General features: G+C 75.0%; 21 protein-coding genes. 8 read left to right on the top strand and 13 right to left on the bottom strand.

Annotated features, from left to right (window positions below):
* Positions 1 to 112 precede the first annotated feature (112 nt).
* The 4 genes from ACIRVF_RS01970 to ACIRVF_RS01985 all read right to left on the bottom strand — a co-directional run bounded on the left by ACIRVF_RS01970 (position 113) and on the right by ACIRVF_RS01985 (position 3913).
* Complete coding sequence (locus tag ACIRVF_RS01970; protein ID WP_402812325.1) at positions 113 to 1273, bottom strand: Mrp/NBP35 family ATP-binding protein; 1161 nt, start codon at positions 1271 to 1273, stop codon at positions 113 to 115.
* 56 nt (positions 1274 to 1329) lie between these two features.
* Positions 1330 to 1908: a DUF1003 domain-containing protein gene (locus ACIRVF_RS01975; protein WP_402812964.1), complete on the bottom strand. Its 579-nt coding sequence runs from the start codon at positions 1906 to 1908 to the stop codon at positions 1330 to 1332.
* Positions 1909 to 1957: 49 nt separating this feature from the next.
* Positions 1958 to 3244: a magnesium transporter MgtE N-terminal domain-containing protein gene (locus tag ACIRVF_RS01980; RefSeq protein WP_402812328.1), complete on the bottom strand. Its 1287-nt coding sequence runs from the start codon at positions 3242 to 3244 to the stop codon at positions 1958 to 1960.
* Positions 3245 to 3373: 129 nt separating this feature from the next.
* Positions 3374 to 3913 (bottom strand): hypothetical protein, encoded by a 540-nt coding sequence (locus tag ACIRVF_RS01985; protein ID WP_402812331.1) that lies wholly within the window; start codon positions 3911 to 3913, stop codon positions 3374 to 3376.
* A gap of 228 nt (positions 3914 to 4141) precedes the next feature.
* Here ACIRVF_RS01985 and ACIRVF_RS01990 point away from each other — a divergent pair, with 228 nt between their 5' ends.
* Positions 4142 to 5071 (top strand): DMT family transporter, encoded by a 930-nt coding sequence (locus ACIRVF_RS01990; protein WP_402812334.1) that lies wholly within the window; start codon positions 4142 to 4144, stop codon positions 5069 to 5071.
* A 36-nt stretch (positions 5072 to 5107) separates the two neighbouring features.
* On the opposite strand, the gene corA is transcribed toward ACIRVF_RS01990, so the two are convergent.
* Complete coding sequence (gene corA / locus ACIRVF_RS01995; protein WP_402812336.1) at positions 5108 to 6229, bottom strand: magnesium/cobalt transporter CorA; 1122 nt, start codon at positions 6227 to 6229, stop codon at positions 5108 to 5110.
* 403 nt (positions 6230 to 6632) lie between these two features.
* Between corA and ACIRVF_RS02000 the strand changes: the two genes are divergently transcribed.
* Positions 6633 to 7274, top strand: a complete 642-nt coding sequence (locus ACIRVF_RS02000) for a suppressor of fused domain protein (protein ID WP_402812339.1) — start codon at positions 6633 to 6635, stop codon at positions 7272 to 7274.
* A gap of 87 nt (positions 7275 to 7361) precedes the next feature.
* Here ACIRVF_RS02000 and ACIRVF_RS02005 read toward each other — a convergent pair whose 3' ends face one another.
* The 5 genes from ACIRVF_RS02005 to ACIRVF_RS02025 form a co-directional block, all read right to left on the bottom strand.
* Positions 7362 to 8222, bottom strand: a complete 861-nt coding sequence (locus ACIRVF_RS02005; RefSeq protein ID WP_402812341.1) for a PHP domain-containing protein — start codon at positions 8220 to 8222, stop codon at positions 7362 to 7364.
* Between the two features lie 61 nt (positions 8223 to 8283).
* Positions 8284 to 8922 carry a DUF6758 family protein gene (locus tag ACIRVF_RS02010; protein ID WP_391553644.1) on the bottom strand — a complete coding sequence of 213 codons (639 nt, stop codon included), beginning with the start codon at positions 8920 to 8922 and terminating at the stop codon, positions 8284 to 8286.
* Positions 8923 to 9287: 365 nt separating this feature from the next.
* Positions 9288 to 9446, bottom strand: a complete 159-nt coding sequence (locus ACIRVF_RS02015; protein ID WP_380412455.1) for a hypothetical protein — start codon at positions 9444 to 9446, stop codon at positions 9288 to 9290.
* A 381-nt stretch (positions 9447 to 9827) separates the two neighbouring features.
* Positions 9828 to 10703 (bottom strand): alpha/beta fold hydrolase, encoded by an 876-nt coding sequence (locus tag ACIRVF_RS02020; protein ID WP_402812346.1) that lies wholly within the window; start codon positions 10701 to 10703, stop codon positions 9828 to 9830.
* Between the two features lie 194 nt (positions 10704 to 10897).
* Entirely contained in the window at positions 10898 to 12928 is a 2031-nt protein-coding gene (locus ACIRVF_RS02025) for a DEAD/DEAH box helicase (protein ID WP_402812348.1), read from the bottom strand.
* 698 nt (positions 12929 to 13626) lie between these two features.
* Between ACIRVF_RS02025 and ACIRVF_RS02030 the strand changes: the two genes are divergently transcribed.
* The gene (locus ACIRVF_RS02030; RefSeq protein WP_380412146.1) at positions 13627 to 14352 is read left to right on the top strand and encodes a ferritin-like fold-containing protein; all 726 of its coding nucleotides are present in this window, start codon (positions 13627 to 13629) and stop codon (positions 14350 to 14352) included.
* Between the two features lie 78 nt (positions 14353 to 14430).
* Here ACIRVF_RS02030 and ACIRVF_RS02035 read toward each other — a convergent pair whose 3' ends face one another.
* The 3 genes from ACIRVF_RS02035 to ACIRVF_RS02045 form a co-directional block, all read right to left on the bottom strand.
* The gene (locus ACIRVF_RS02035) at positions 14431 to 14757 is read right to left on the bottom strand and encodes a hypothetical protein (RefSeq protein WP_402812352.1); all 327 of its coding nucleotides are present in this window, start codon (positions 14755 to 14757) and stop codon (positions 14431 to 14433) included.
* 134 nt (positions 14758 to 14891) lie between these two features.
* Positions 14892 to 15119, bottom strand: a complete 228-nt coding sequence (locus ACIRVF_RS02040; protein WP_402812354.1) for a DUF3107 domain-containing protein — start codon at positions 15117 to 15119, stop codon at positions 14892 to 14894.
* Positions 15120 to 15253: 134 nt separating this feature from the next.
* A complete protein-coding gene (locus ACIRVF_RS02045; RefSeq protein ID WP_402812357.1) occupies positions 15254 to 15913 on the bottom strand; it encodes a TetR/AcrR family transcriptional regulator in 660 nt (219 codons plus the stop codon).
* Between the two features lie 219 nt (positions 15914 to 16132).
* On the opposite strand from ACIRVF_RS02045, the gene ACIRVF_RS02050 reads away from it, so the two are divergent.
* From ACIRVF_RS02050 to moeZ, 5 genes are all read left to right on the top strand, one after another.
* Complete coding sequence (locus ACIRVF_RS02050) at positions 16133 to 17050, top strand: alpha/beta fold hydrolase (protein WP_402812361.1); 918 nt, start codon at positions 16133 to 16135, stop codon at positions 17048 to 17050.
* 271 nt (positions 17051 to 17321) lie between these two features.
* On the top strand, positions 17322 to 19160 hold the full coding sequence (locus ACIRVF_RS02055; RefSeq protein ID WP_402812364.1) for a DUF3492 domain-containing protein: 1839 nt from the start codon (positions 17322 to 17324) through the stop codon (positions 19158 to 19160).
* Positions 19160 to 20248 (top strand): hypothetical protein, encoded by a 1089-nt coding sequence (locus ACIRVF_RS02060; RefSeq protein WP_402812367.1) that lies wholly within the window; start codon positions 19160 to 19162, stop codon positions 20246 to 20248. The genes ACIRVF_RS02055 and ACIRVF_RS02060 overlap by 1 nt, the downstream gene beginning before the upstream one ends.
* 98 nt (positions 20249 to 20346) lie before the next feature.
* On the top strand, positions 20347 to 21354 hold the full coding sequence (locus tag ACIRVF_RS02065; RefSeq protein WP_402812369.1) for an NAD-dependent epimerase/dehydratase family protein: 1008 nt from the start codon (positions 20347 to 20349) through the stop codon (positions 21352 to 21354).
* A 252-nt stretch (positions 21355 to 21606) separates the two neighbouring features.
* Positions 21607 to 22785, top strand: coding sequence for an adenylyltransferase/sulfurtransferase MoeZ (gene moeZ / locus ACIRVF_RS02070; protein ID WP_402812371.1), 1179 nt, complete (start codon positions 21607 to 21609; stop codon positions 22783 to 22785).
* Positions 22786 to 22833 lie beyond the last annotated feature (48 nt).

Genomic DNA, 22833 nt, shown 5'->3' on the forward strand with positions numbered 1-22833 from the left:
GGCCGGCCCGGGGCCAGTGCCCCCGGGCCGTGGGGCGCCCCCGCCCCGCCCCCCCCCCCCCGGCCGCGCCGCGGGGCGGGGTGGCCCCCCCCCGCCCCCCCGCCGCGTCCGGTCAGAACTTGTTCTTGGGCGTCAGCCCGAGCGACATCCCCGACAGCCCGCGCCGGCGGCCGCCGAGCTTGCCGGCCACGGCGCGCAGGGCGGCGCCGGCCGGGGAGTCCGGGGCGGCGAGCACGACCGGACGGCCGTCGTCGCCGCCCTCGCGCAGCCGGACGTCGATCGGGATCGAGCCGAGCACCGGCACGGTCGCGCCGACGGTGCGGGTCAGCGCGTCCGCGACGGTCTGGCCGCCGCCGGTGCCGAACACGTCGATCATCTCGTCGCAGTGCGGGCACGGCATGCCGGACATGTTCTCGATCACGCCGACGATCTTCTGGTGGGTCTGCACCGCGATGGTGCCGGCCCGCTCGGCCACCTCGGCGGCGGCCATCTGCGGGGTGGTGACGATCAGGATCTCCGCGTTGGGGACCAGCTGCGCCACCGAGATCGCGATGTCGCCGGTGCCGGGCGGCAGGTCCAGCAGCAGCACGTCCAGGTCGCCCCACCACACGTCGGCGAGGAACTGCTGGAGCGCGCGGTGCAGCATCGGGCCGCGCCAGACCACCGGGGCGTTGCCCGGGGTGAACATGCCGATCGAGATGACCTTCACGCCGTTCGCCTGCGGCGGCATGATCATGTCCTGGACCTGGGTGGGCCGGCCCTCGACGCCCAGCATGCGGGGCACGCTGTGGCCGTAGATGTCGGCGTCCACGACGGCGACCTTCAGCCCGTCCGCGGCCATCGCGGCCGCCAGGTTGACCGTCACCGAGGACTTGCCGACACCGCCCTTGCCGGAGGCGACGGCGTAGACCCGGGTCAGCGTGCCCGGCTTGGCGAACGGGATCTCCCGCTCGGGGGTGCCGCCGCGCAGCAGCTGGGAGAGCTCCTTGCGCTGCTCGTCGCTCATCACGTCGAGTTCGACCTCGACGCCGGTCACGCCGGCGACCTTGCCGACCGCCTCGCGGACCCGGGTGACGATGGTGTCGCGCATCGGACAGCCGGAGACGGTCAGGTAGACCGCGACGCGCACCGCGCCGTCCTCGGCGATCTCGACCGATTTCACCATGCCGATCTCGGTGATCGGGCGGTTGATCTCCGGGTCGTTGACGGTCGCCAGCGCCTGGCGTACGGAGTCCTCCGTGACGCCGGCCGCGACCTCTGTCTCGTTGGCCATGCCTTGATGGTACGGCGCCGGGCGAACTGCTTAACCGGTCGGTAGCGTGCCGCCGGTCACAAGGACTCGGAGGCGTCCCGTCGTTCGTCGATCTCCTTGAGCAGCGACTGGAGCTCGGAGCGGATGAAGTCGCGGGTCGCCACCTCGCCGAGCCCGTGCCGCAGGGCGGCGACCTCGCGGGCCAGGTACTCGGTGTCGGCGATGTTGCGGTCGCTGCGGGCCCGGTCCTGCTCCATGTTGACGCGGTCCCGGTTGTCCTGCCGGTTCTGCGCCAGCAGGATCAGCGGCGCCGCGTACGAGGCCTGCAGCGACAGCGCCAGGGTGAGGAAGATGAACGGGTACTCGTCGAAGCGCACACCGGCCGGCAGCAGGGTGTTCCACCCTATCCAGACGACGACGAACACCGTCATCCAGACGATGAACCGCCCGGTGCCGAGGAAGCGGGCGATCCGCTCCGACAGCACGCCGAAGGCCTCGGGGTCGTAGGACGGCAGGGTGAGCAGGCCGGGGCGGGCCGTGCGCGGCTGGTCGAGCCGGACGCGGTTGGAGCCGGTGATGGGGGAGGTCTCCAGGCGGTCCCGGCCGCCGCCGCGCTCGCGGGCGCGCAGTTCGCGCAGCTGGCGCAGCTCCCGCAGCTCGCCCTGCAGGCGCCGGCGCGCGGAGTCGCTCGGCCGTGCGTTGCGGTCACCGTCCACCGTGCAGCTCCTCTCCGTCGTCGTCCCCGGCGTGCAGCGCGGCGTCGCGCCAGTCTTCGGGCAGCAGGTGGTCGAGCACGTCGTCGACGGTCACCGCGCCGAGCAGGTGGTCGGCCTCGTCCACGACCGGCGCGGCCACCAGGTTGTACGTCGCCAGGTAGCTGGTGACCAGCGACAGCGGGGTGTCCGGCGGCAGCGCGTCCAGGTCGTCGTCCACCAGCTCGCCGACCAGGACGTACGGGGGCTCGCGCAGCAGCCGCTGGAAGTGCACCGCGCCCAGGTACTTGCCGGTCGGGGTCTCGTTCGGCGGCCGGCAGACGTACACCTGGGCGGCCAGCGCGGGCTTGTGGTCGCGGATCCGGATCCGGGCCAGCGCCTCGGCGACCGTCGCGTCCGGCTCCAGGACGATCGGCTCGGTGGTCATCAGACCGCCGGCGGTGTCCTCCTCGTAGGACAGCAGGCGGCGGACCGGCGCGGCCTCCTCGGGCTCCATCAGCCCGAGCAGCCGCTCGGCCTCGTCGCCCGGCAGCTCGGAGAGCAGGTCGGCGGCGTCGTCCGGGTCCATCGCCTCCAGGACGTCCGCCGCGCGCTCCTCCTGGAGCTTGCCGATGATCTCGACCTGGTCGTCCTCGGGCAGCTCCTCCAGGACGTCCGCGAGCCGCTCGTCGGGCAGCGCGGCGGCCACCTCGGCCCGGCGCTTGGCGGACAGGTGGTGCATCACGCTGGCGAGGTCGGCCGGGCGCAGCTGTTCGAAGGTGGCGAGCAGGTTGGCCGCGCCCTGGTCCTGCTCGGGCAGTGCGAAGCCGGTGACGTCCTGCCAGTCCAGGGTGAGCCGCTCGCCCTTGCCCTTGCGCAGCCGGGAGGCCCGCCCGACCTGGACGAAGACCTTGCTGACCTCCCACTCGCGCAGCCGGGTCTGCACCATGCCGACGTCCAGCACGGTGACGTCCTCGCCGGTCTTGGACCAGGTGACGGTGCGGTCCAGCAGCTCGGCCAGCACCAGGGTCTCGGACGGGCGCTGCTCGAAGCGGCGCAGGTTGATCAGGCCAGTGGTGAGCACCTGGCCGGACTCCAGGCTGGTCACCCTGGTCATCGGCAGGAAGATCCGGCGCCGGCCGACGACCTCGACCACCAGACCGAGCACTCGCGGCGGGCGCCCGCCCAGCCGCAGCGAGACGACCACGTCCCGGACCCGCCCCACCTGGTCGCCGTTCGGGTCGAAGACCGCGACGGCGGAGAGATGGGAGATGAAGACCCGGGTGCCTGGCCCTGCCATGAACTCCCTCGACTCGCTCGACTCCGTCCGGCGTGCGCCGGGGCGCACGTTCGGCCAAGGCTACCCGCGCGGGGTACTCCCGGCCCGGTGGGGCACGTTAGCGGCGGCAGGCGTCCCGGGCGTGAACCTTTAGCGGCGCTTGAAGAGCAGTTTGGGCAGCCCGGCCGGGATCGGCCGTCGGGTGGTGGCCGGGGTGGGCATCGGCCGGGCGGCGTGCGAGCCGTCCGGCATCGCGCCCGGACGCTCGGTCAGCGCACCGGCCGGCTGCAGCCGCAGCACCCGGCACTCGCGCGCCCAGCGCTCGGCGATCGCGTCGGTGTCCGGCGCGTTCAGCCGCTTGCCCTTGAGTTCCTCGACGGCGCCCAGCCAGGCCTCGCCGTTCGGCGTCAGCTCGACGACCTCGGCGTTCCAGCCGGTCAGCCGGCCGCCCTTGTCCTTGCTGCGCACGGTGATCACGGCTCCGGCGCCGGCGGTCAGGCCGTGCAGCGGCTGCTCGGCGCCCCCGCCGACCACCACCACCGCGCCGTCGTGCCAGGCGTGCCACAGCGGGCGGGCCTCGGACTCGCCGTCCGCGCGCACCCACAGCAGTCCGGACTTCTTCGCGGCCTCCTCCAGGAGGGCCTGGTCGAGGAAGTCGTCGGCGGTCGTGGCGGCGGAGTTGCGGTCCATGGCGCACAGCGTACGGGCTCCCGGGCCACGCCCGCCGGGCGGAGGTCCGCGCAGGCCGTCGGACGCCCGGCGGAGGCCCGTCGGAGCACCCGTCGGACACCCGTCGGAAGTTCCTCGGGCGTCCGCGGAAGCCGCGGTGGACGTCTCAGCCTCCGGGCGACAGTTCCATTGGCCGGCCACGGGCCTTACCGTATGATCGCCCACCCCCGCGACCAGCGAAGGAGCGCCGTGCCCGCCGCCCGGCCCGCGACCGCCCCTGCCCCTGCCAGCGCCGCCGACCCGCGGCCCGCTCAGCCGCTCCCCACCCTCGACCTGCTGCTGCTCGCCGTCTCCATCGGCGGCATCTCCCTCTCCGGCCCGCTGATATCCGCCACCGCCGCACCCGCCCTGGCCATCGCCTTCTGGCGCAACGTCATGTCGGTCGGGGCGCTCGGCCCGTACGCGCTGCTGCGCCACCGGGCCGAACTGCGCGGGATCGGCCGGCGGGCGCTGCTGCTCGCGGTCGCCGCCGGGGCGCTGCTCGCGGTGCACTTCGCGCTCTGGATGCCCAGCCTGCGGATGACCTCGGTCGCCTCCGCCACCGCCCTGGTCACCACCACGCCGTTGTGGACGATCCTGCTGATGCGGCTGTTCGGCTTCCGCGCGCCGCGGATGGTCTGGCTCGGCACGGTCGTCGCCTTCGCCGGCGTGCTGGTGCTGACCGGCGTGGACCTCTCGATGTCCCCGCGCGCGCTGCTCGGCGACGCGCTCGCCCTCGCCGCGGGCCTGGCCGCGGCAGGGTACATGCTGCTGGGCGCCGAGGTCCGCAGGACCGTCAGCACCACCGCCTACACCCTGGTCTGCTACACCACCACCGCGGTCGGCCTGCTGGTGATCTGCCTGGCCACCGGGACGCGGCTGTCCGGCTGGTCGGCCGGGGCCTGGTGGCAGATCGTGCTGCTGATGGTGACCGCGCAGCTGCTCGGGCACTCGCTGAGCAACCGGGTGGTGCGCAACCTCGGCCCGTCGATCACCTCCACCGCGATCCTGCTGGAGACCCCGGGCGCGGCCCTGATCGCCGCCCTCTGGCTCGGCCAGTGGCCCCCGGCGGCCGCCTGTCCGGCGGTGGTGCTGATCCTGCTCGGCCTGGTCCTGGTCGCCCGCGGCGGACGCCGGTAGACGGCTGCCGGGGCCCCGGACCGCGGCCGGCTACAGCTACAGCCAGCCGTTGCGGCGAAAGCCCCGGTACATCCCGACGCAGATCAGCGCGATCGCGCCGAGGACCATCGGGTAGCCGTACTTGTGGTGCAGCTCGGGCATGTAGTCGAAGTTCATGCCGTACACGCCGGTGATCATGGTGGGCACCGCGAAGATCGCCGCCCAGGCGGTGATCTTGCGCATGTCCTCGTTCTGCGCCACCGACACCTGCGCCAGGTTCGCCTGCAGCAGCGAGTTCAGCAGCTCGTCGAAGCCGTGCACCTGCTCGGTGACCCGGGCCAGGTGGTCGGCGACGTCCCGGAAGTACTTCTGCATCTCCGGGTCCACCAGCCGCTGCAACGGCTCGGACAGCTGCTGCATCGGACGCAGCAGCGGCACCACCGCACGCTTGAACTCCAGTACCTCGCGCTTGAGTTGGTACACCCGGCCGACGTCCGCGCTGCGCGCTCCCTTGGCCGAGAAGACGCCGTACTCGATCTCGTCCACGTCGTTCTGCAGGCGCTCGGCGACCAGCAGGTAGTTGTCCACCACGTGGTCGGCGATCGCGTGCAGCACCGCGGCCGGCCCCTTGGCGAGCAGCCCGGCCTCGTCCGCGTCCGCCTCCAGCCGGTGCCGCAGCTCCTGCAGCGAGCCGTGGCCGCCGTGCCGCACGGTGATCACGAAGTCCCGCCCGGCGAAGACCATCAGCTCGCCGGTCTCCACCACCTCGCTGGTGGGCGTGAGTTGGTCGTGCTCGACGTAGCGGATGGTCTTGAAGACGGCGAACAGGACGTCGTCGTAGCGCTCCACCTTGGGCCGCTGGTGGGCGTGCACCGCGTCCTCCACCGCGAGCGGGTGCAGGCCGAAGCGCTGGGCGATGCCCTCGAACTCGGCCTCGGTCGGCTCGTGCAGCCCGATCCAGCTGAACGACCCCTCGCTGTCCGGGAGTTGGTGCGCCGCCTTGACCCGGCGGGCGGCCTCGCGCGGGCTGCAGGTCTCCCCGTTGCGCCGGCCCTGCTGGTACACCGCGCAGTCCACGACCGCCGAGCCGCTGCCCTCCGGCACGGCGTCGTACGCCCCGGTGGCGCCCCGGCGGCGGTTGGTGCGGACGGCGGCACGCAGGCTGTTGATCATCGACATGGCAGGCTCCCTGGGAAGGAGCCGTCGCACGGCGGCGCGGCGGGGCCGCGGGGCAGGGCCGTGGTGCGACGGCGCGGAACACCGGTGAAGGGGACGAGGGGTGCTCTCCCGGCCGGTCCGTCCGCCGCCGAGCCGCGCCCGGGCCACTACGGCTGGATCAGCCGCCGAGGCCTGTGAGGCGGGGAATGCGGGGAAGCCGGGGCCGGGCAGAGCTGCCGGTACTGCATGGTCGGCCGGTATCCACCGCAACCACCTCCTTCGCGCCGCCGCCCCGGGACGAACGATCCCGGTGGCCAATCACTCACCCTAACATCTGACCGAGCATCGGCACCCACGGGATTCCCGGTCGCCGCCCGTACGCCCCCGCGTGGGCGCGGGGGCCGCGCGGGTTACGCTCACCGGCATGGCGCACGACTTCCCGTCCTTCGGCGACCCCCACGGCGGCAGCTCCCCGGAACTCTCCCGGGAGGCGGTGCTGGCCGCCGTCGAGGCCCGGCTGATCACCACCTTCGGCGAGCCGAGCGGACGCGCCGCCGTCACCTTCCTCGGTACCGACCGGATCGAGGTGCTGCGCTTCGGCCCGGACGCCGAGGGCCTGGTCCGTTACGCGACGCTCGGGATGTCCGCCGCCCCGATGGCCGACCCGACCGCGCCGGTCGCCGACCAGCTGCGCGGACCGCGCGCCGAACTGGTGCTGACGGTGCGCGGCGGGCGCGACGGCGTGCTGCGCAGCCTCGCCACCTTCGCCGCGACCCCGCAGGTCGAGGGCCTGGTGGTGGCCCCGGGCGGCTCGTTGGACCTCGGCTCCCCGCTGTGGGACGGCGCCCCCTTCACCTCGGTGCTGGCCGCCGAGCCGGGCGGCCTGGTCGAGGACCTGGAACTGGCCGAGCCCGCGGAGCCGGTGCGTTTCCTGCCGCTGCTGCCGATGACGCCCAACGAGGCGGGCTGGAAGCGGGTGCACGGCGCGGCCGCGCTCCAGGAGCGCTGGCTGGAGCACGGCACCGACCTGCGCGACCCGCAGCGCCGGGGCGTCAAGCTCGACTGACCCCCGGCCCCGTCGGGGTGGGGTGTACGGCCCCGCTCGCGCGCCCTCGCGGCGCTCCGGTACGCCGGAGCGCCACCCCACACGCCGTCAGCGCGCGATCGGCTTCGCGCCGGTGGCCTGGGCCAGCAGCGCCTCGTACACCTCCGGGTCGGTGGTGTGCTCGCCGAGCCGGACGGTCTTGCGGCCGCCGTGGTAGTCGCTGGAGCCCGTGACCAGCAGACCGAGGTCGCCCGCCAGACCGCGCAGCCGCCGCCTGGTCTCCTCGTCGTGGTCGGTGTGGTCCACCTCCAGCGCGGCCAGCCCGGCCGCCGCGAGGTCGGCGATCACCTGGTCCGGGACCGTCCGGCCGCGCTTGACCGCGCCGGGGTGGGCGAACACCGGCACGCCGCCCGCGGCCCGGACCAGCCGGACGGCCGCCACCGGGTCGGTCTCGTGCTTGCGGACGTCCGCCCGGCCGCCGTTGGCCAGCCAGTCCGGCGTGAAGGCGTCCGACACGGTGGCCACCACGCCCGCCTCGACCAGCGCGCTGGCGATGTGCGGGCGCCCGACCGAGCCGGCCCCGGCGATCCGTTGCACCTGTTCCCAGCTGATGTCCGCCCCGAGCTCCCGGCAGCGTTCGACGACCGCCCGGCCGCGCCGGAACCGGTCGGTGCGCACCAGCTCCCGCTCGCGCGCGAACTCCGGCTCCTCCGGGTCGAACAGGTACGCGAGCAGGTGCATGCTGACGTCGTCCACCACGCAGGACAGCTCGGCACCCGGGACGACGGTCAGCCGGGCGCCGTCCGCCAGCGCGTGCACCGCGTCGGCGGCCTCGGCAAGGCCGGCGACGGTGTCGTGGTCGGTCAGCGCGACCACGTCGAGGCCGGCGGCGACCGCCGCGGCGACCAGCTCGGCCGGGCTGTCGGTGCCGTCGGAGGCGTTGCTGTGGGCGTGCAGGTCGATGCGCACGGGGCGGACTCCTGGAAGCTCGTGGGTGTCGCCCAGGATAGGCCGTTCGGGTCTCCCGCGGTCAGCCCAGCAGCCGGGGGGAGAGCGCCCCGCAGGGCAGCAGGTCCAGTTCGGCGCCGGCCTCGCGCAGGTCGGTGAGCACCAGTTCGTCGTACATCACCAGGGCGGACTGCTCGGGCCAGGCGATCGCCCAGAGCCAGAGCCCGCGGGCCTCGCCGACGAACACCGCGCGGTCGGCCGGGGCGTCCGGGACGTGGAACATCGGGGTGGGCCGCCCGGCGGCCATCAGCTTGGCGTCGGCGGGCTTGTACAGGCCGACCGAGTCGCCCGGGTCCGGCCCGGGGAGTCCGGCGTAGCGGGCGCCGAGCCCGACCCCGAGCTCCTCGGCGACCAGCACCAACTCGCCGAAGCCGCCGAGCGGGGCGGGCCCGGAGCAGGCGACGGCGGTGGCCCGGGCGCCCGAGACGTCGTCGCCGACGTGGGCGATGCCGGTGTAGAGCCAGCCGACCGGGAGCGGCCAGGGCAGCCAGACGGGGACCTGCGAGCGGGCGACGGCGACACCCAGGGCTTCCACGCTCGGGGGCAGCACGGGCTGCATCGGGTGCACGGCTCCGTGCCGGTCGCATTGCCAGGTGTCCGAAAAAAGACCGGGGGCGCGGACCCGACCGGCGCACCTCGGGCAGCTTGGCTCGCCCCTCATAGCCGACAACGCTCCTCCCTCCGGACCGCCGCGTCAAGGACGATCACCCGTACGGACGGCTCGGCGGCACCTGTCGGTGCTGGACGTCCGGCCGGCGCGGGTGGGGTGCGCGCGGGCGGCGGTTCCCGTTGGGGGATGTCCCGTGGCGGGTGGCGGCAAACGTCCCGGGGGTCGGGGCGGTGCCGGGCCGCGGTCGTGGGGGAGTCCCGGCGGATTCCGAGGCCGGTCCGGGGCCGGACGCACTGACGCCCCGTCATCGGCGATCGCGGTGACGGGGCGTCAGTCGGGTATCGGTACGTCCTGATCGGACGAGCCCGGCTCGTCGGCGGCGGGTGAGGCCTCCCGGTCGGAGGCGCCGCGCCGGATCAGACGGTCGGGCACGGGCGGATGAGCAGGCGTTCGCCGGTGCGGGCGGCGTCCTGGACGAACTCGCGGACGGTCTCGGCGTCGGCGATCACGCGGTCGGTCGCGGAGCCGTCGGCGTCGTCCAGTCGGAGGATCTCGAAGCGCATGGGCTTGGTCATGGGCGTCTCCTTTCCGGGCCCCGGTGTGCGGGGCGGTTGCGGCTGAGTGGGTATCAGCCCTTTCGGGGTCTTGCGGATCCGGCGCTGGAGCCGGACCGGGCGGGTCGTACGTGCGGCGGTCTGCTGCGGCAAGGGCTCCCCCTGCTTGCCTGGTGCGTCCAATGCCTCGTGAACCACGGTGCCGTGGCGGTGCTACTGGGCCGTTGCCCGTCCGTAACGTCCGGGTTTCGCTGATCGGTACCCGGGTGCGGGCCGGCGATGATTCCCGGACAGAATCAAAGATTACCGTAACTAACGAATTTTGTCCTGCGCCCGGACCGGTCGAACCGTCGGAAGTGGTAAAGACCACTCCGGGTGGGGGCTGCGGTCGGGCGGCGCCGCTCAGGCCCAGAACGCGGCCAGCGCCTCCGCGGTGGCGGCCGGCTGCTCGGCGTTGGGGGAGTGTCCCGCGTCCGCGACGACCACCCGGTGGGCACCCAGCCGCTGCGCCATGCCGCTCTGCTCCGCTACCGGCCAGGCGTAGTCCCGCGCCCCGGACAGCACCAGCACCGGCAGCGCCCCGGCCGTCACCGCGGCCAGCTCGTCCACCCGGTCCGGCGCGGCCACCAGGTGCCCGCCGGTGACGGCCAGCGCCCGGGGCACGTTGGCCACCCAGCGGCGGTGCAGGAACTGCGCGACGGCCGGCTCCAGGACGGGCTTCGGCTCCCCGCCGCTCTCGTCCATCTGTCGCATCACCTGCCAGATCTCCTCCAGGGTCATCACCGGCAGGACGTCCAGCAGCAACTTGGTCCGGGCCGCCTCGGCCGGGTCGATCGCCCCCGGGCCGGTGGCCATCAGGGTCAGTGATCGCCACGGCAGCGGGCCCTCGGCGGCCGCCGCGAGCACCGCCTCCCGGACCACCTGGCCCCCGAAGGAGTGCCCCAGCAGGTGCGGGGGGCCGTCCTGGGCCAGCACGTCGGTCAGCGCCCGGACGTCGGCGCCCAGCGCGTCGACGGTGTACGCCGCGGGGTCGTCCGGCCCGCCGGTCTCGTACTGGCCCCGCTGGTCCACGGCCGTCACCCGGTACCCGGCGGACGCCAGCGGTTCGAGCAGCGCGATGAAGTCCTCCTTGCTGCCCGTGAACCCCGGCACCAGCAGCGCCGACCCGCGCACCGGCCCGGCCGGCTCCGCCCGCAACGCCGCGAACTCGCCCCGCGCGGTCACCACGCGCTCCGCCCGGGCGCAGTCGGGCAGGGTCAGGAACGGCGGAGTACTCATGGACGGTTTCCCTCCCGCGACAGGTGACGTCCCGAGCCTATGCCGTCCCGGCACCGGGCCCCACCAGGCGGGATGCCGGCACCGGGCCCGTGTCGCGGTGGGCGGCCGCCCCGGGGCGCGACCGGGGGCGGAAACGCCCGAGGGGGCGGACCGGTTCGTCGGAACCCGGTCCGCCCCCTCGGGGGTGGGGTGTGTCAGCCCTCCGGAGTGGTCTCCGGGGTGGCCGCGGCCTTGCGGGCGCGGGTGCGCTTGCGCGGGGCCGGCACCTCGGCGGCCGGGGCCTCGGCGGCCGGGGCCTCGGCGGCCGGGGCCTCCGGGGCGGTCTCGACGACGGCCTTCGGCTTGCGGGTGCGGGTCCGGGGGGCCGGCTTCTCCTCGGCCGGGGCCTCGGTCGCCGCGGCGGCCTCGACGGCCTCCGCCTTGGGCTTGCGGGTCCGCGTCCGGGTGGCCTTCTTCTCGGCCGGCGCCTCGGCGGGAGCCTCGGCGACCGCGGCCGCCTCGACGGTCTCCGCCTCGGCCTTGGGCTTGCGGGTGCGGGTGCGGCGCGGCTTCTCCTCGGCCGGGGCCTCGGCGGGAGCCTCGACGACCGCGGCGGCCTCTGCGTCCGCCTTGGGCTTGCGGGTGCGGGTGCGGCGCGGCTTCTCCTCGGCCACCGGCTCCGCCGCGACCACGGCGGCCTCGACGACCTCGGCGGCCTCGGCCACGACCTCCGCCGCTGCGGACCCGGTTGCCACGGCCTCGGCCGTCACCGGGGCGGTCTCGCCCACCGACGCGCCACCGCGCGAGCGGCGGCGACGGCGGCGCGGAGCGGTGTCGCCCTCGGCGCCCTCGACGGCCGGGGCCGCCTCGGTCACCGCGGCGGCCGCGCCCTCGGCGACCTCCGCACCACGGCGGGTGCGGCGGCGCTCACGGGTGCGGCGCGGCTTCTCCTCCTCCGCCGGGGTCTCGACGGCCGGGCGGCCCGAGCCGCCGCGTCCGTCGCGTCCGTCGCGCCCGCCACGGCCACCACGGCCGGAGCGGGAGCCCCGTCCGCCGGTCTCGCCGAGGTCCTCGATCTCCTCGGCGCCGAGCCCGGCCCGGGTGCGCTCCGAGCGCGGCAGCACACCCTTGGTGCCCGGCGCGATCTTCAGCAGCTCGTACAGGTGCGGCGAGGTGGAGTAGGTCTCCTCCGGCTCGTTGAACGGCAGGTCCAGCGCCTTGTTGATCAGCTGCCAGCGCGGGATGTCGTCCCAGTCGACCAGGGTGACGGCGGTGCCGGAGGCGCCGGCCCGGCCGGTGCGGCCGATCCGGTGCAGGTAGGTCTTCTCGTCCTCGGGGCACTGGTAGTTGATGACGTGGGTGACGCCCTCGACGTCGATGCCGCGGGCGGCCACGTCGGTGCAGACCAGCACGTCGACCTTGCCGTTGCGGAAGGCGCGCAGCGCCTGCTCGCGGGCGCCCTGGCCGAGGTCGCCGTGGACGGCACCGGCCGCGAACCCGCGCTGGGTCAGCTGGTCGGAGACGTCGGCGGCGGTGCGCTTGGTGCGGCAGAAGATCATCGCCAGCCCGCGGCCGTCGGCCTGCAGGATGCGCGAGACCATCTCGACCTTGTCCAGCGAGTGCGCACGGAAGATGTGCTGCTCGATGTTGGCGACGGTCGTGCCGGTGTCGTCCGGGGCGGTGGCCCGGATGTGGGTCGGCTGGCTCATGTAGCGGCGGGCGAGGCTGATGACCTGGCCCGGCATGGTGGCCGAGAAGAGCAGGGTCTGCCGCTTGGCCGGCAGCATGGTGATGATCTTCTCGACGTCGGGCAGGAAGCCCAGGTCGAGCATCTCGTCGGCCTCGTCCAGGACCAGCGCGCGGACCTCGGACAGGTTCAGCTTCTTCTGACCGGCCAGGTCCAGCAGGCGACCCGGGGTGCCGACCACGATGTCGACGCCCTTGGTGAGCGCCTCGACCTGCGGCTCGTACGCCCGCCCGCCGTAGACCGCGAGGACGCGGACGTTGCGGACCTTGCCGGCGGTCTGCAGGTCATTGGTGACCTGGGTGCAGAGCTCGCGGGTCGGGACCACGATCAGCGCCTGCGGGAAGTCGGAGAGCTGCTCCTCGGTGGCCCGGCCGGCGTCCACGTCGGCGCGCACGGTGACCCGCTCGATCAGCGGGAGGCCGAAGCCGAGGGTCTTGCCGGTGCCGGTCTTGGCCTGGCCGATGACGTCGTGGCCGGTCAGCGCGACCGGGAGGGTCATCTCCTGGATCGGGAAGGGATGGACGATGCCGACGGATTCGAGCGCCTCGGCGGTCTCCGGGAGGATCCCGAGTTCCCGGAACGTCGTCTTGATGGGTTCAGCGGTGGTGGACAGGGTGCTGCCTCTTCCGTTTTCGGAGGGGCCGAGAGCGAGCGGCGGGCGGGCAGCCGCGCGGCTGCAATACGGGCCTGGCGGCCCTGATGACAGCTGCGCGGACGCACAACCGCGCCGGTCCCTGCGGCCGGCCGGTGCGCGCGGCCCGATGGCGGGGCGCGTCGCCGGCGGCGTCGGGGAGGGTTCCCGTGAGGGACCTGCGCGGGACCTCCGCCAGGGGGCGTGGTCTCGGCGGCCCTCGCTCGGCCACTGATGCGGTGCCAAGGCTTGAAGTCCAAGCCATGGTCGGAGCCGATCGGCTCTCCGACCGGGCATCCGCGTACGTGAGTACCCGTGCCTCCGGGGCGGACACGTCCGAGGGGACGGCGCCGCTACGGAGCGGGCTCGTGCGGGTCACCGAGACGGCGGCGACACCGTGCGAACACGACGGGGCTCCGTACCACCATACAGTCAGGCGACGACTCGAACACGTGACGCGTCTGACATCGCCCCCGGCGACCGGCCCCGGACCGGCCGATCCGGCAGGTCACCCGGGGGTGCCGGGTGGTGGGGCGGGTGGCCGGGCGGGACTAAGGTGGCGGGTCATGGAGACCCATGGTGAGACGCAGGACGGCGCCGGCTCGATCGGCGACTGGGCCACGTGCTCGGCCGAGCCGGGCTACCGCGCGGCGGTGCTGGATCTGCTCGGCGCGCTCGCGTACGGCGAGCTGAGCGCCTTCGAGCGGCTCGCCGAGGACGCCAAGCTGGCGCCCGACCTCGCCGACAAGGCGGCCCTGGCCCGGATGGCCTCCGCCGAGTTCCAGCACTACCAGCGGCTGCACGACCGGCTCGCCGAGATCGGCGCCGACCCGCAGGAGGCGATGCGCCCCTTCGTCGAGCCGCTGGAGCTGTTCCACCGGATGACGGCGCCCTCGGACTGGCTGGAGGGCCTGGTCAAGGCCTACGTCGGCGACGCCATCGCGACCGACTTCTACCGCGAGGTGGCCGTCCGGCTGGACGACGACACCCGCGAGCTGGTCCTCGGCGTCATGTCCGACACCGGCCACGGCCAGTTCGCCGTCGACAAGGTCCGCCAGGCCATCGAGGCCGACCCGCGGGCCGGCGGGCGGCTCGCGCTGTGGGGCCGGCGGCTGATGGGCGAGGCGCTCAGCCAGGCCCAGCGGGTCGTCGCCGAGCGGGACGCGCTGTCCAACCTGCTGGTCGGCGGCGTTCACGTGCAGGGCTTCGACCTGGTCGAGGTCGGCAAGATGTTCAACCGGATCACCGAGGCGCACACCAAGCGGATGGCCGCCCTCGGCCTGGCCTCCTGAGCGACGGGGCCCACTGAGCGACAGGGCCCACTGAGCGACCGGGCGCGCCGAGCGACGGGGCCCGCTGAGCAACGGGCCTCAGGCCGGCCGGTGCCGCCGCCGCGCGCGGTGGGCGCCGGCCCGGTGCGGGTGGTGCCGGTGCGCCGGGGCCCGCCCGGCGGCGAGGTCCGGCCGGGCCAGCAGCGAGGTGAGCACACCCGCGGCCAGCGCCGAGAACGCCACCGCGACCACCGGGTGGCGCCCGCCCAGACAGAAGTGCGCGACCGCCCCGCCGAGCAGCGCCGCCGCCAGCGCCGTCCCCGCCACCGCCGGGCGGGAGGCCCGGAAGTACCCCGGCAGGCCCAGCAGCGCGGCCGCGGCCGCGACCAGTCCGACCAGCGCGAAGACGATCGTTTCGACCAGCAAGGCGGCCTCCCGGGGGACGGGCGTACGGCACCGGTGCCGTCCCTGTTCGCCGTACCCCGGCCGATCCGCCCGTACACACGACGGTGCCCCGCTCCCGGGAGGGAACGGGGCACCGAAGGATGAGCGGCGGCGCCTCAGAGGGTGCCGAAACCGACCTTGCGGGCGGCCTGCTCGCCGATCTCCACGTACGCCAGGCGCTCGGCCGGGACGATGACGCGGCGGCCGTGCTCGTCGGTGAGCGAGAAGAGCTTGCTGGAGCCCTCCAGCGCCTTCGCGACCGCGCTCTCGATCTCATCGGCAGTCTGCGAGCTCTCGATCACGATCTCGCGCGGCGCGTTCTGCACGCCGATCTTGACCTCCACGGCTTCCGTCCCTCCGGGGTTGCAGCCTCCACGCGCGGGCACCTGACCGCCTGGAACAAGCGTTCGCGGCGACCGCGCCGTACGGCTTCACCATAGAGCACCCGATCACCGCTCCGGCGAAGGTCAGCGGATCGTCAGCGCTGAGCGGAACCGTCCGCGGCGGCGTCGCCCGGGTGCATCGGGAAGCCCTTCAGGCCCCGCCAGGCCAGGCTGGCTACCAGCCGCACCGCCTCGTCGCGCGGGATCTCGCGGCCCTGCGACAGCCAGTACCGGGCGGTGATCTGGGCCAGGCCGCACACCCCGGCGGCCAGCAGCTTGGACTCCGCCTCCGGCAGGTCGGTGTCCTCCTGGATCACCTTGCTGACCAGCGTCGCGCTCGCCTCGGAGGCCCGCTCCACCCGCTCGCGCACCGCCGGCTCGTTGGTCAGGTCCGACTCGAACACCAGCCGGAAGGCGCCCGACTCGCTGGAGACGTAGTTGAAGTACGCCTCCATCGTCGCGGCCACCCGCAGCTTGTTGTCGGTGGTCGTGCTCAGCGCCTCGCGGGTCGACTCGACCAGGGCGTCGCAGTGCTTGTCCAGCAGCGCCAGGTAGAGCTCCAGCTTCCCGGGGAAGTGCTGGTACAGCACCGGCTTGCTCACCCCGGCGCGGTCGGCGATGTCGTCCATGGCGGCCGCGTGGTAGCCCTGCGCGACGAACACCTCCTGGGCGGCACCGAGCAGTTGTTCACGGCGGGCGCTTCGCGGCAGGCGGGCACCGCGCGGGCGCTCCTGCGCCTCCTGGATGGCCGTCACGGCGCTCCTCACTTCGGACTTGTTCGGGGGTGGCAAGAGGGCCGATTCTACTTTTCGGTAACCGCGCCCGCGTCCTGCGGAAGCGAGAAAAGCTGCCCGGTCCCCTTGTCAGGAGCCCACAATACGGCGCTGACCTCGGCCTCGGCAGTCGTGTGACAGGGATGGGACAGCCGCACCGCCCCCACCGCCCCGGCCCGGGGCTCACTACCATCGTCCACCATGAGCAGCGCTGAGCAGCAGGTACGAACGGTCGAGGTCCCCGGCGCGGTGCTCGCGGTGCACCGGCCCGCCGAGGCGCCCCGGATCGCGGCCGGCGGCGCCGACGGGCGCGAGCCCGGGCTCTTCGTGCACGGACTCGGCGGCTCGGCCGCCAACTGGACCGCCCTCATGGACCGGCTCTCCGGCCTCGTCGACGGCGAGGCCGTCGACCTGCCCGGCTTCGGCCACTCCGACCCGCCCGCCGACGGCAACCTCAGTCTCTCCGGCCACGTCCGCGCCGTCATCGGCTACCTGGAGGCCTCCGGCCGCGGCCCCGTCCACCTGTTCGGCAACTCGCTCGGCGGCGCCGTCGCCGTCCGCCTCGCCGCGCTGCGCCCCGACCTCGTCCGCACCCTCACCCTGGTCTCGCCCGCCCTGCCCGAACTGCCCCCGCAGCGCACCGCCTGGTCCACCGGCCTGCTCGCCCTGCCCGGCGTGCCCGCGCTGCTGCGCCGACTGCCCGGCGGCCGGCGCGACGCCGAGGCGGCCACCGAGGACCTGCTGCGCCTGGTCTACGGCGACCCGACCGGCCTGAGCGCGGTCGCCCGGGCCGAGGCGGTGGCCGAGTACCGCCGCCGGATGGACCTGCCCCACGCGATGACGGCCCTGGTCGGCTCGGCCCGCGGCATCGTCTCCGCGTACACCGAGCGCGGCGACCAGGCGCTGTGGCGCCAGGCCGAGCAGGTCACCGCGCCGGTGCTGCTGGTGTACGGGCTGCGCGACAAGCTGGTCGCCTACCGCTCCGCCCGCCGCGCCTGCGCGGCCTTCGCCGACGCCCGGCTGCTGGTGCTTCCGGAGTCCGGGCACGTGGCGATGATGGAGCACCCCGACGCGGTCGCCCGGGCGGTGCGCGAGCTGATCGCGGCCGGCGCCCGCTGAGCGGGCGGGGAGACCTCCGCGTATAGCGCCCGCTAACGCCCCGGTTCCGGTCGAGGTCACGGCGGTTCACTCGTTCAGGTGGCACGCAGGCATGTGAGCGATGGGTGACCGGAGGCCGGTCCTACCGTTCTGCTGCCGGACCGAACAGGTGTGGGGGAGAGCCGCAGACACCGGACCACTCGGTGGGTGGCGGGCAACAGCATGGGTCCCGGCGTACGGCCCCGCGGCTCCGGTAGCCCCTCGCAGGGGTAGCAACCAGAGGAGGTCTCCCGTGCGCGTCGCCCTGCTCACCGAGGGTGCCCGTCCGCATCCCGACCGTGGCGCCGGAGCCTGGTGCGACCGGCTGGCCGAGGGCCTGCCGGAGCACGAGTTCGAGCTCCACCTGCTGACCGGCCCGGCCGGCCCCGGGCCCGCCCGGCGGCTCTCACCCGCCTGGCGGGGCGTCCACGACCTGGCGCTGTGGGGCCCCCGCCCGCGCGGCCGGGCCCCCGGGGCGCTGCGCAGACGCCAGTACGCCCGGGCGTACGAGGAACTGGTACGGGCCCTGGTGCTGCCGGGGGCGCGGGGCGGCTTCGGGGCCGGGCTGTACCGGCTGGCCGCGCTGGCCCGGGAGGACGGGGGCACCCTGCCCGCCTTCCTCGCCTCCGCCCACGCCCGGCGCGTCCTGGAGCGGAGCTGGCGGCTGCCCGGCGCCGACACCTCGGCCGGACAGCCGCTGGTCCGCGACGTCCTGGTCGCCGCCGACCTGCTGGAGCAGTGCCTGCGCCCGCTGTCCGCGCCCTGGTACGGCACCGGGCCCGGCGGCCTCGGCGGCGCCGACCTCTGCCACGTGGTCGGCGGCGGCCCCGCCGCGCTGCCCGCCCTGGTCGCCCGGCACCTGCACGGGGTGCCGTTCGTGGTCACCGAGCACGGGCTGCACCTGCGCGAGCAGTACCTCGGCTACCCGCCCCGAGCCGAAGGGGGCGCCGGTGCCGAAAGCGAGGCACGACAAGCGAGGGACGAGTGCCGGAGCGACGACCGTCGGCATCGGGTTCGAGCGCCCGGAGGCGAGCGGGCGAGTCACGAGGCGCCGTACCGCCGGCCGGTCCGGGCGCTGCTGCTGTCCTTCTTCCGGGCGCTCACCGAGGAGACCTACCGGCAGGCCGCGATACTCACCCCGGGCACCGCCCACGACCAGCAGTGGCAGCGCCGCTGCGGGGCCGATCCGGCGCGGACCCGGGTGGTGTACGAGGGCACCCCGGCCGTGGGCCGACCGGCGGCCGGAGCGGAGCCCGCGCGGCCGACCCTGGTCTGGGCGGGCGCGCTGGAGCCCGGGCGCGACACCGAACTGATGCTGCACGCCTTCGCCCGGGTCCGGGCCGAACTGCCCGCGGCGCGCCTGGTGGTGCACGGCGAGGAGACGGCCCCCGGCTACCTCGCCCACTGCGCGGCGGTCGCCGAACGGCTGGGGGTGGCCGGGGCGGTGGACTTCGCCGGGCGGCCCGGCTCGCTCGCCGAGGCCTGGCAGGGCGGCACCGTCGCCGTCTTCTCCGCGCTCTCCCAGCGCAGCCCCCGGCTGCTCGCGGATGCCATGCTCAGCGGCCGCGCGGTGGTCGCCACCGACGTCGGGGTGACCCGCGAGGTGGTCGGCCCGACCGGACTGCTGGTGCCCGCCCGCGACCCGCGCGCCCTCGCCGGGGCCTGCCTGGCCCTGCTGCGCGACGAGGAGCGGCGTTCCCGGCTCGGCCTGGCGGGACGGCTGCGGGCGCAGGAACGCTTCGCCGTCGAGCCGGTGCTCGGCGCCTTCCGGGAGATCTACCTGGAGCTGGTCTCGCAGTACCCCGCCTTCCCCGAGGGCGGCGGCGCGGGCGAGGGCGGCCGGGCACCGCGCCCGTTCGCCCGTCCCGCCGAGTACTGGCTCGCCGACGGCCCGCGCGGCCGGGACGGGCAGGGCGAGCGGGCCGAGCGGGACGACGGGGCCGACCCGGACGCCGGGGACGGGGACTCCAGGGACGGGGACTCCGGGGCGCCCGACGACGGGCCCGGGCAGCCGGCCGCCCTCGGGACCGCCGCCGGAGCCCGGGCCGAGCCGGCGAGACCCGCCGGCCCGGCCTTCGCGGAGGCCGTCTGATGCCCGGCCCGGCGGTCGGCGGCGCCAGCGCCGACCCGGTGCGCGAGGTGATGGCCGAGCACCGGGAGCTGTGCGAGCGTGCCGTCGACCCGCTGGAGATCGCCGCCGGGCTGGAGGAGGCCGGGTTCGGCCCCGAGGACGCCGCGCGCTGCCGGCACGCCGACCTGTTCTCGCTGGCCGAGGAGCTGTACGCGCGGGTGCCCCGGCGGCCGCCGGGGCCCGAGCCGTCCGGGGAGCGGCGGGGCGGGGCCGCCGGACGGGCCGCGCTGACCGCGGCCGCGCTGGCCGTGCTGCCCTGCGCCGGGGTGGTGGCGCTGGGCGCCCGCTGGCCGGTGCTGCTGCCCGCCGCCGTCCCGCTGGTGCTGCTTCCCGCGCTGACCGCGCCGCCCCCGGCCGAACCGGGCCCGGCGCCGTGCGGAGCGGCCCGCCCGGGGGAGCTCGGTCCGGTGCGCGCGCCGGTCGGGCCGGCCGGCTCCCGGTGGCGTCCGGCCGCACTCGGGTACGGGCTGGGCCTGGCCGCGCTGCTGCTGCTCCCGCTGGCGGCGCCGGGCGCGGACCGGCCGCTGGCCGCCGCGCTGGTGCTGGCCGCCGCCGCGTCGGCGGGCGCGGCCGAGCGGGCGGCCCGCTGGTACCGCCGGGTCGGCCTGGGGCACCTCGGGGCGGCCCGCACGCTGGCCGAGTTCCGGGCCCGGATGCGGCCGGTGCTGCCGGTCGCGGTGGCGCTGCACCTGGCGGTGCTCGGGGTGCTGACCTACGCCGCGCTGGCCGTGCTCGCGGTCGTCGCGCCGCGGCCCGGGCCCGGCCACGGCGGCGGGCTGCTGCACCTGGCCGCCGAGCGGGCCGGCGCCACGGCGTGGGCGGCGCAGGGCGTGCTGGGCCTGCTGCTGGTGCTGCCCGCGCTGCTGGCGCGCTGCGGCCGGTCGGCGGCCGCCGCACTGGGCGCCGTGGCCGGGCCCGCCGCGACGGGGGTGCTGCTGGCGCTGGGCCGCCCCTGGCCCTCGGCCGTCCTGCTGGGCGGCGGAGCGGTCGCGGCGGTGCTGGTCGCCCACGGCTGGGCGGTGCTCGGCCGGGCCGGCTCGCACCGGTGAGCCCGGCCCGGTGACCCCTGTCAGATCTCGTTCGCTGTTCTCGCTGTTCTCAGTCCGCCAGGTCGTCCCCGACCTCGCTTCGTGGAAGGACGCCCCCGATGAGGGTGCTGCTGCTGGGCGCCGACGGCTTCATCGGCCGCCGGGTCACCGATCGTCTGCTGATGGACCAGGAGTTGCAGGTGGCGGTGCTCGGCCGGCGCGACTCGGCCGACATCCGCTTCGACCTGACCACCGGGAGCCCGGGCGCGCTGGCCCGCTTCCTGGACGCGGTCGCGCCGCAGGTGGTGATCAACTGCGCGGGCGCCACCTACGGCAGCTCGCGGACCCTGATCCGGTCGAACACGCTGGCCGTCGCGACGGTCTGCGAGGCGATCCGGCGCAGCCGGGAGCCGGCCCGGCTGGTGCACGTCGGCTCGGCCGCCGAGTACGGGCCGGTCCCCGGCGGGGTGCCGGTGTCCGAGCAGGCCGAGCCGCGGCCGGTCGGCCCGTACGGGGTGTCCAAGCTGGCCGGGACGGAGCTGGTGCTGGCCTCCGGGCTGGACGCGGCGGTGCTGCGGGTGTTCGACGTGGTGGGCCCGGGGGCGCCGACGGCCTCGCTGTTCGGGCGGCTCGCGGAGGGCCTGCGGCGGGCGCTGGAGCGGGACGAGCACCAGGTGCGGATGCCGGATCTGTCCGGATACCGGGATTTCGTGGACGTGCGGGACGTCGCTCGGGCGATCCAGGCGGCGGCGGTCTCGGCCGCGACCGGGGTGATCAACGTGGGCAGCGGGCACGCCGTGCGGGCCCGGGACGCGGCCCAGCTGCTGGTCCGGGCGTCGGGCTTCGAGGGGTCGATCGTGGAGGAGAACCGGCAGGTCCTGCTTCCCGCGCAGGTCGGCGGGCAGGGCGGCGACCACCTGCCGGGCCACGGTCACCAGTCGGGGCAGTACCTGCCGGGCCACCGGGCGGAGGAGCGGCGGCCGGAGGGCCGGCCCGCCCCGGGCGAGCCGGTGCCGTGGCGGCAGGCGGACGTGCGCACCGCCCGGGACCGTCTCGGCTGGCGGACACAGGTGCCGCTGGAGGAGTCGCTCGGCGACATCTGGCTGGAGACGGCCTGCCGGGTCTGAGGCCGGCCGGTCGCTCCCGGGTGGCGCCCCGGGCCCCGGAACACCGGGCCCGGGGCGCGCGCCGGGGGCCCTGAGCGGCCCGGCGGCCGGTTCCACGATCCGGCGCGGCCCGTCTCGCCCTTCGGACGGGCTGTCTCGGAATACCGGAGGGGCGTGACACTGTTGGCCGAGAGAGCCACCCGCGTGGCGGAGCAACAACCCCGTCCGAGGCTGGCCCTTGGCCACCTGAACAAGACACCCATCGGAGTCCCCGTGTCGTTGCCACCCCTGGTCGAGCCGGCCGACGAGCTCACCGTTGACGAGGTCCGCAGGTACTCCCGCCACCTGATCATCCCGGACGTCGGGATGGCCGGGCAGAAGCGGCTGAAGAACGCCAAGGTGCTGTGCGTCGGCGCCGGTGGCCTCGGCTCGCCCGCGCTGCTGTACCTGGCCGCCGCCGGTGTCGGCACGCTGGGCATCGTCGAGTTCGACGTGGTCGACGAGTCGAACCTGCAGCGCCAGGTCATCCACGGCCAGTCGGACGTCGGCCGCTCCAAGGCGGAGTCGGCCCGCGACTCGGTCAAGGAGATCAACCCCTACGTCGACGTGGTGCTGCACGAGGAGCGCCTCGACAACTCGAACGTGATGGAGATCTTCTCCGGCTACGACCTGATCGTGGACGGCACCGACAACTTCGCCACCCGCTACCTGGTGAACGACGCCGCGGTGCTGCTCGGCAAGCCGTACGTGTGGGGCTCCATCTACCGCTTCGACGGCCAGGCCAGCGTCTTCTGGGCCGAGCACGGCCCGTGCTACCGCTGCCTCTACCCGGAGGCCCCGCCGCCGGGCATGGTCCCCTCCTGCGCGGAGGGCGGCGTGCTGGGCGTGCTGTGCGCGTCCATCGGCTCGATCCAGGTGAACGAGGCGATCAAGCTGCTGGCCGGCATCGGCGAGCCGCTGGTCGGCCGGCTGATGATCTACGACGCCCTGGAGATGAACTACCGCCAGGTGAAGGTCCGCAAGGACCCGAACTGCGCCGTCTGCGGCGAGAACCCGACGGTCACCGAGCTGATCGACTACGAGGCCTTCTGCGGCGTCGTGTCGGAGGAGGCGCAGGCCGCCGCCGCCGGGTCGACCGTGACCTCGCGGCAGCTCAAGCAGTGGCAGGACGACGAGGAGGACATCTACCTCATCGACGTTCGCGAGCCCGGTGAGTACGAGATCGTCAACATCCCCGGCGCGGTGCTGATCCCGAAGAACGAGTTCCTCATGGGCGACGCCCTGGAGAAGCTGCCGCACGACAAGAAGATCGTGCTGCACTGCAAGTCGGGCGTGCGCTCGGCCGAGGTGCTGGCCGTGGTCAAGGCCGCGGGCTTCGCCAACGCCGTCCACCTGGGCGGCGGCGTGCTCGGCTGGGTGAACCAGATCGAGCCGCACAAGCCGGTCTACTAGGCGACCGTTTCACGGAGGAGGGCCCCACCGCTCGGCGGTGGGGCCCTC

Origin of the sequence: Kitasatospora sp. NPDC101157, from assembly GCF_044768255.1 — a bacterium.
Lineage (GTDB): Bacteria > Actinomycetota > Actinomycetes > Streptomycetales > Streptomycetaceae > Kitasatospora.

Excerpts from the sequence above, each read along its gene's own strand:
- ACIRVF_RS01970 (WP_402812325.1), bottom strand. The coding sequence starts at position 1,273 with ATGGCCAACGAGACAGAGGTCGCGGCCGGCGTCACGGAGGACTCCGTA.
- ACIRVF_RS01980 (WP_402812328.1), bottom strand. The coding sequence starts at position 3,244 with ATGGCAGGGCCAGGCACCCGGGTCTTCATCTCCCATCTCTCCGCCGTC.
- ACIRVF_RS01985 (WP_402812331.1), bottom strand. The coding sequence starts at position 3,913 with ATGGACCGCAACTCCGCCGCCACGACCGCCGACGACTTCCTCGACCAG.
- corA (WP_402812336.1), bottom strand. The coding sequence starts at position 6,229 with ATGTCGATGATCAACAGCCTGCGTGCCGCCGTCCGCACCAACCGCCGC.
- ACIRVF_RS02000 (WP_402812339.1), top strand. The coding sequence starts at position 6,633 with ATGGCGCACGACTTCCCGTCCTTCGGCGACCCCCACGGCGGCAGCTCC.
- ACIRVF_RS02010 (WP_391553644.1), bottom strand. The coding sequence starts at position 8,922 with ATGAGGGGCGAGCCAAGCTGCCCGAGGTGCGCCGGTCGGGTCCGCGCC.
- ACIRVF_RS02015 (WP_380412455.1), bottom strand. The coding sequence starts at position 9,446 with ATGACCAAGCCCATGCGCTTCGAGATCCTCCGACTGGACGACGCCGAC.
- ACIRVF_RS02020 (WP_402812346.1), bottom strand. The coding sequence starts at position 10,703 with ATGAGTACTCCGCCGTTCCTGACCCTGCCCGACTGCGCCCGGGCGGAG.
- ACIRVF_RS02025 (WP_402812348.1), bottom strand. The coding sequence starts at position 12,928 with ATGACCCTCCCGGTCGCGCTGACCGGCCACGACGTCATCGGCCAGGCC.
- ACIRVF_RS02030 (WP_380412146.1), top strand. The coding sequence starts at position 13,627 with ATGGAGACCCATGGTGAGACGCAGGACGGCGCCGGCTCGATCGGCGAC.
- ACIRVF_RS02050 (WP_402812361.1), top strand. The coding sequence starts at position 16,133 with ATGAGCAGCGCTGAGCAGCAGGTACGAACGGTCGAGGTCCCCGGCGCG.
- ACIRVF_RS02060 (WP_402812367.1), top strand. The coding sequence starts at position 19,160 with ATGCCCGGCCCGGCGGTCGGCGGCGCCAGCGCCGACCCGGTGCGCGAG.
- ACIRVF_RS02065 (WP_402812369.1), top strand. The coding sequence starts at position 20,347 with ATGAGGGTGCTGCTGCTGGGCGCCGACGGCTTCATCGGCCGCCGGGTC.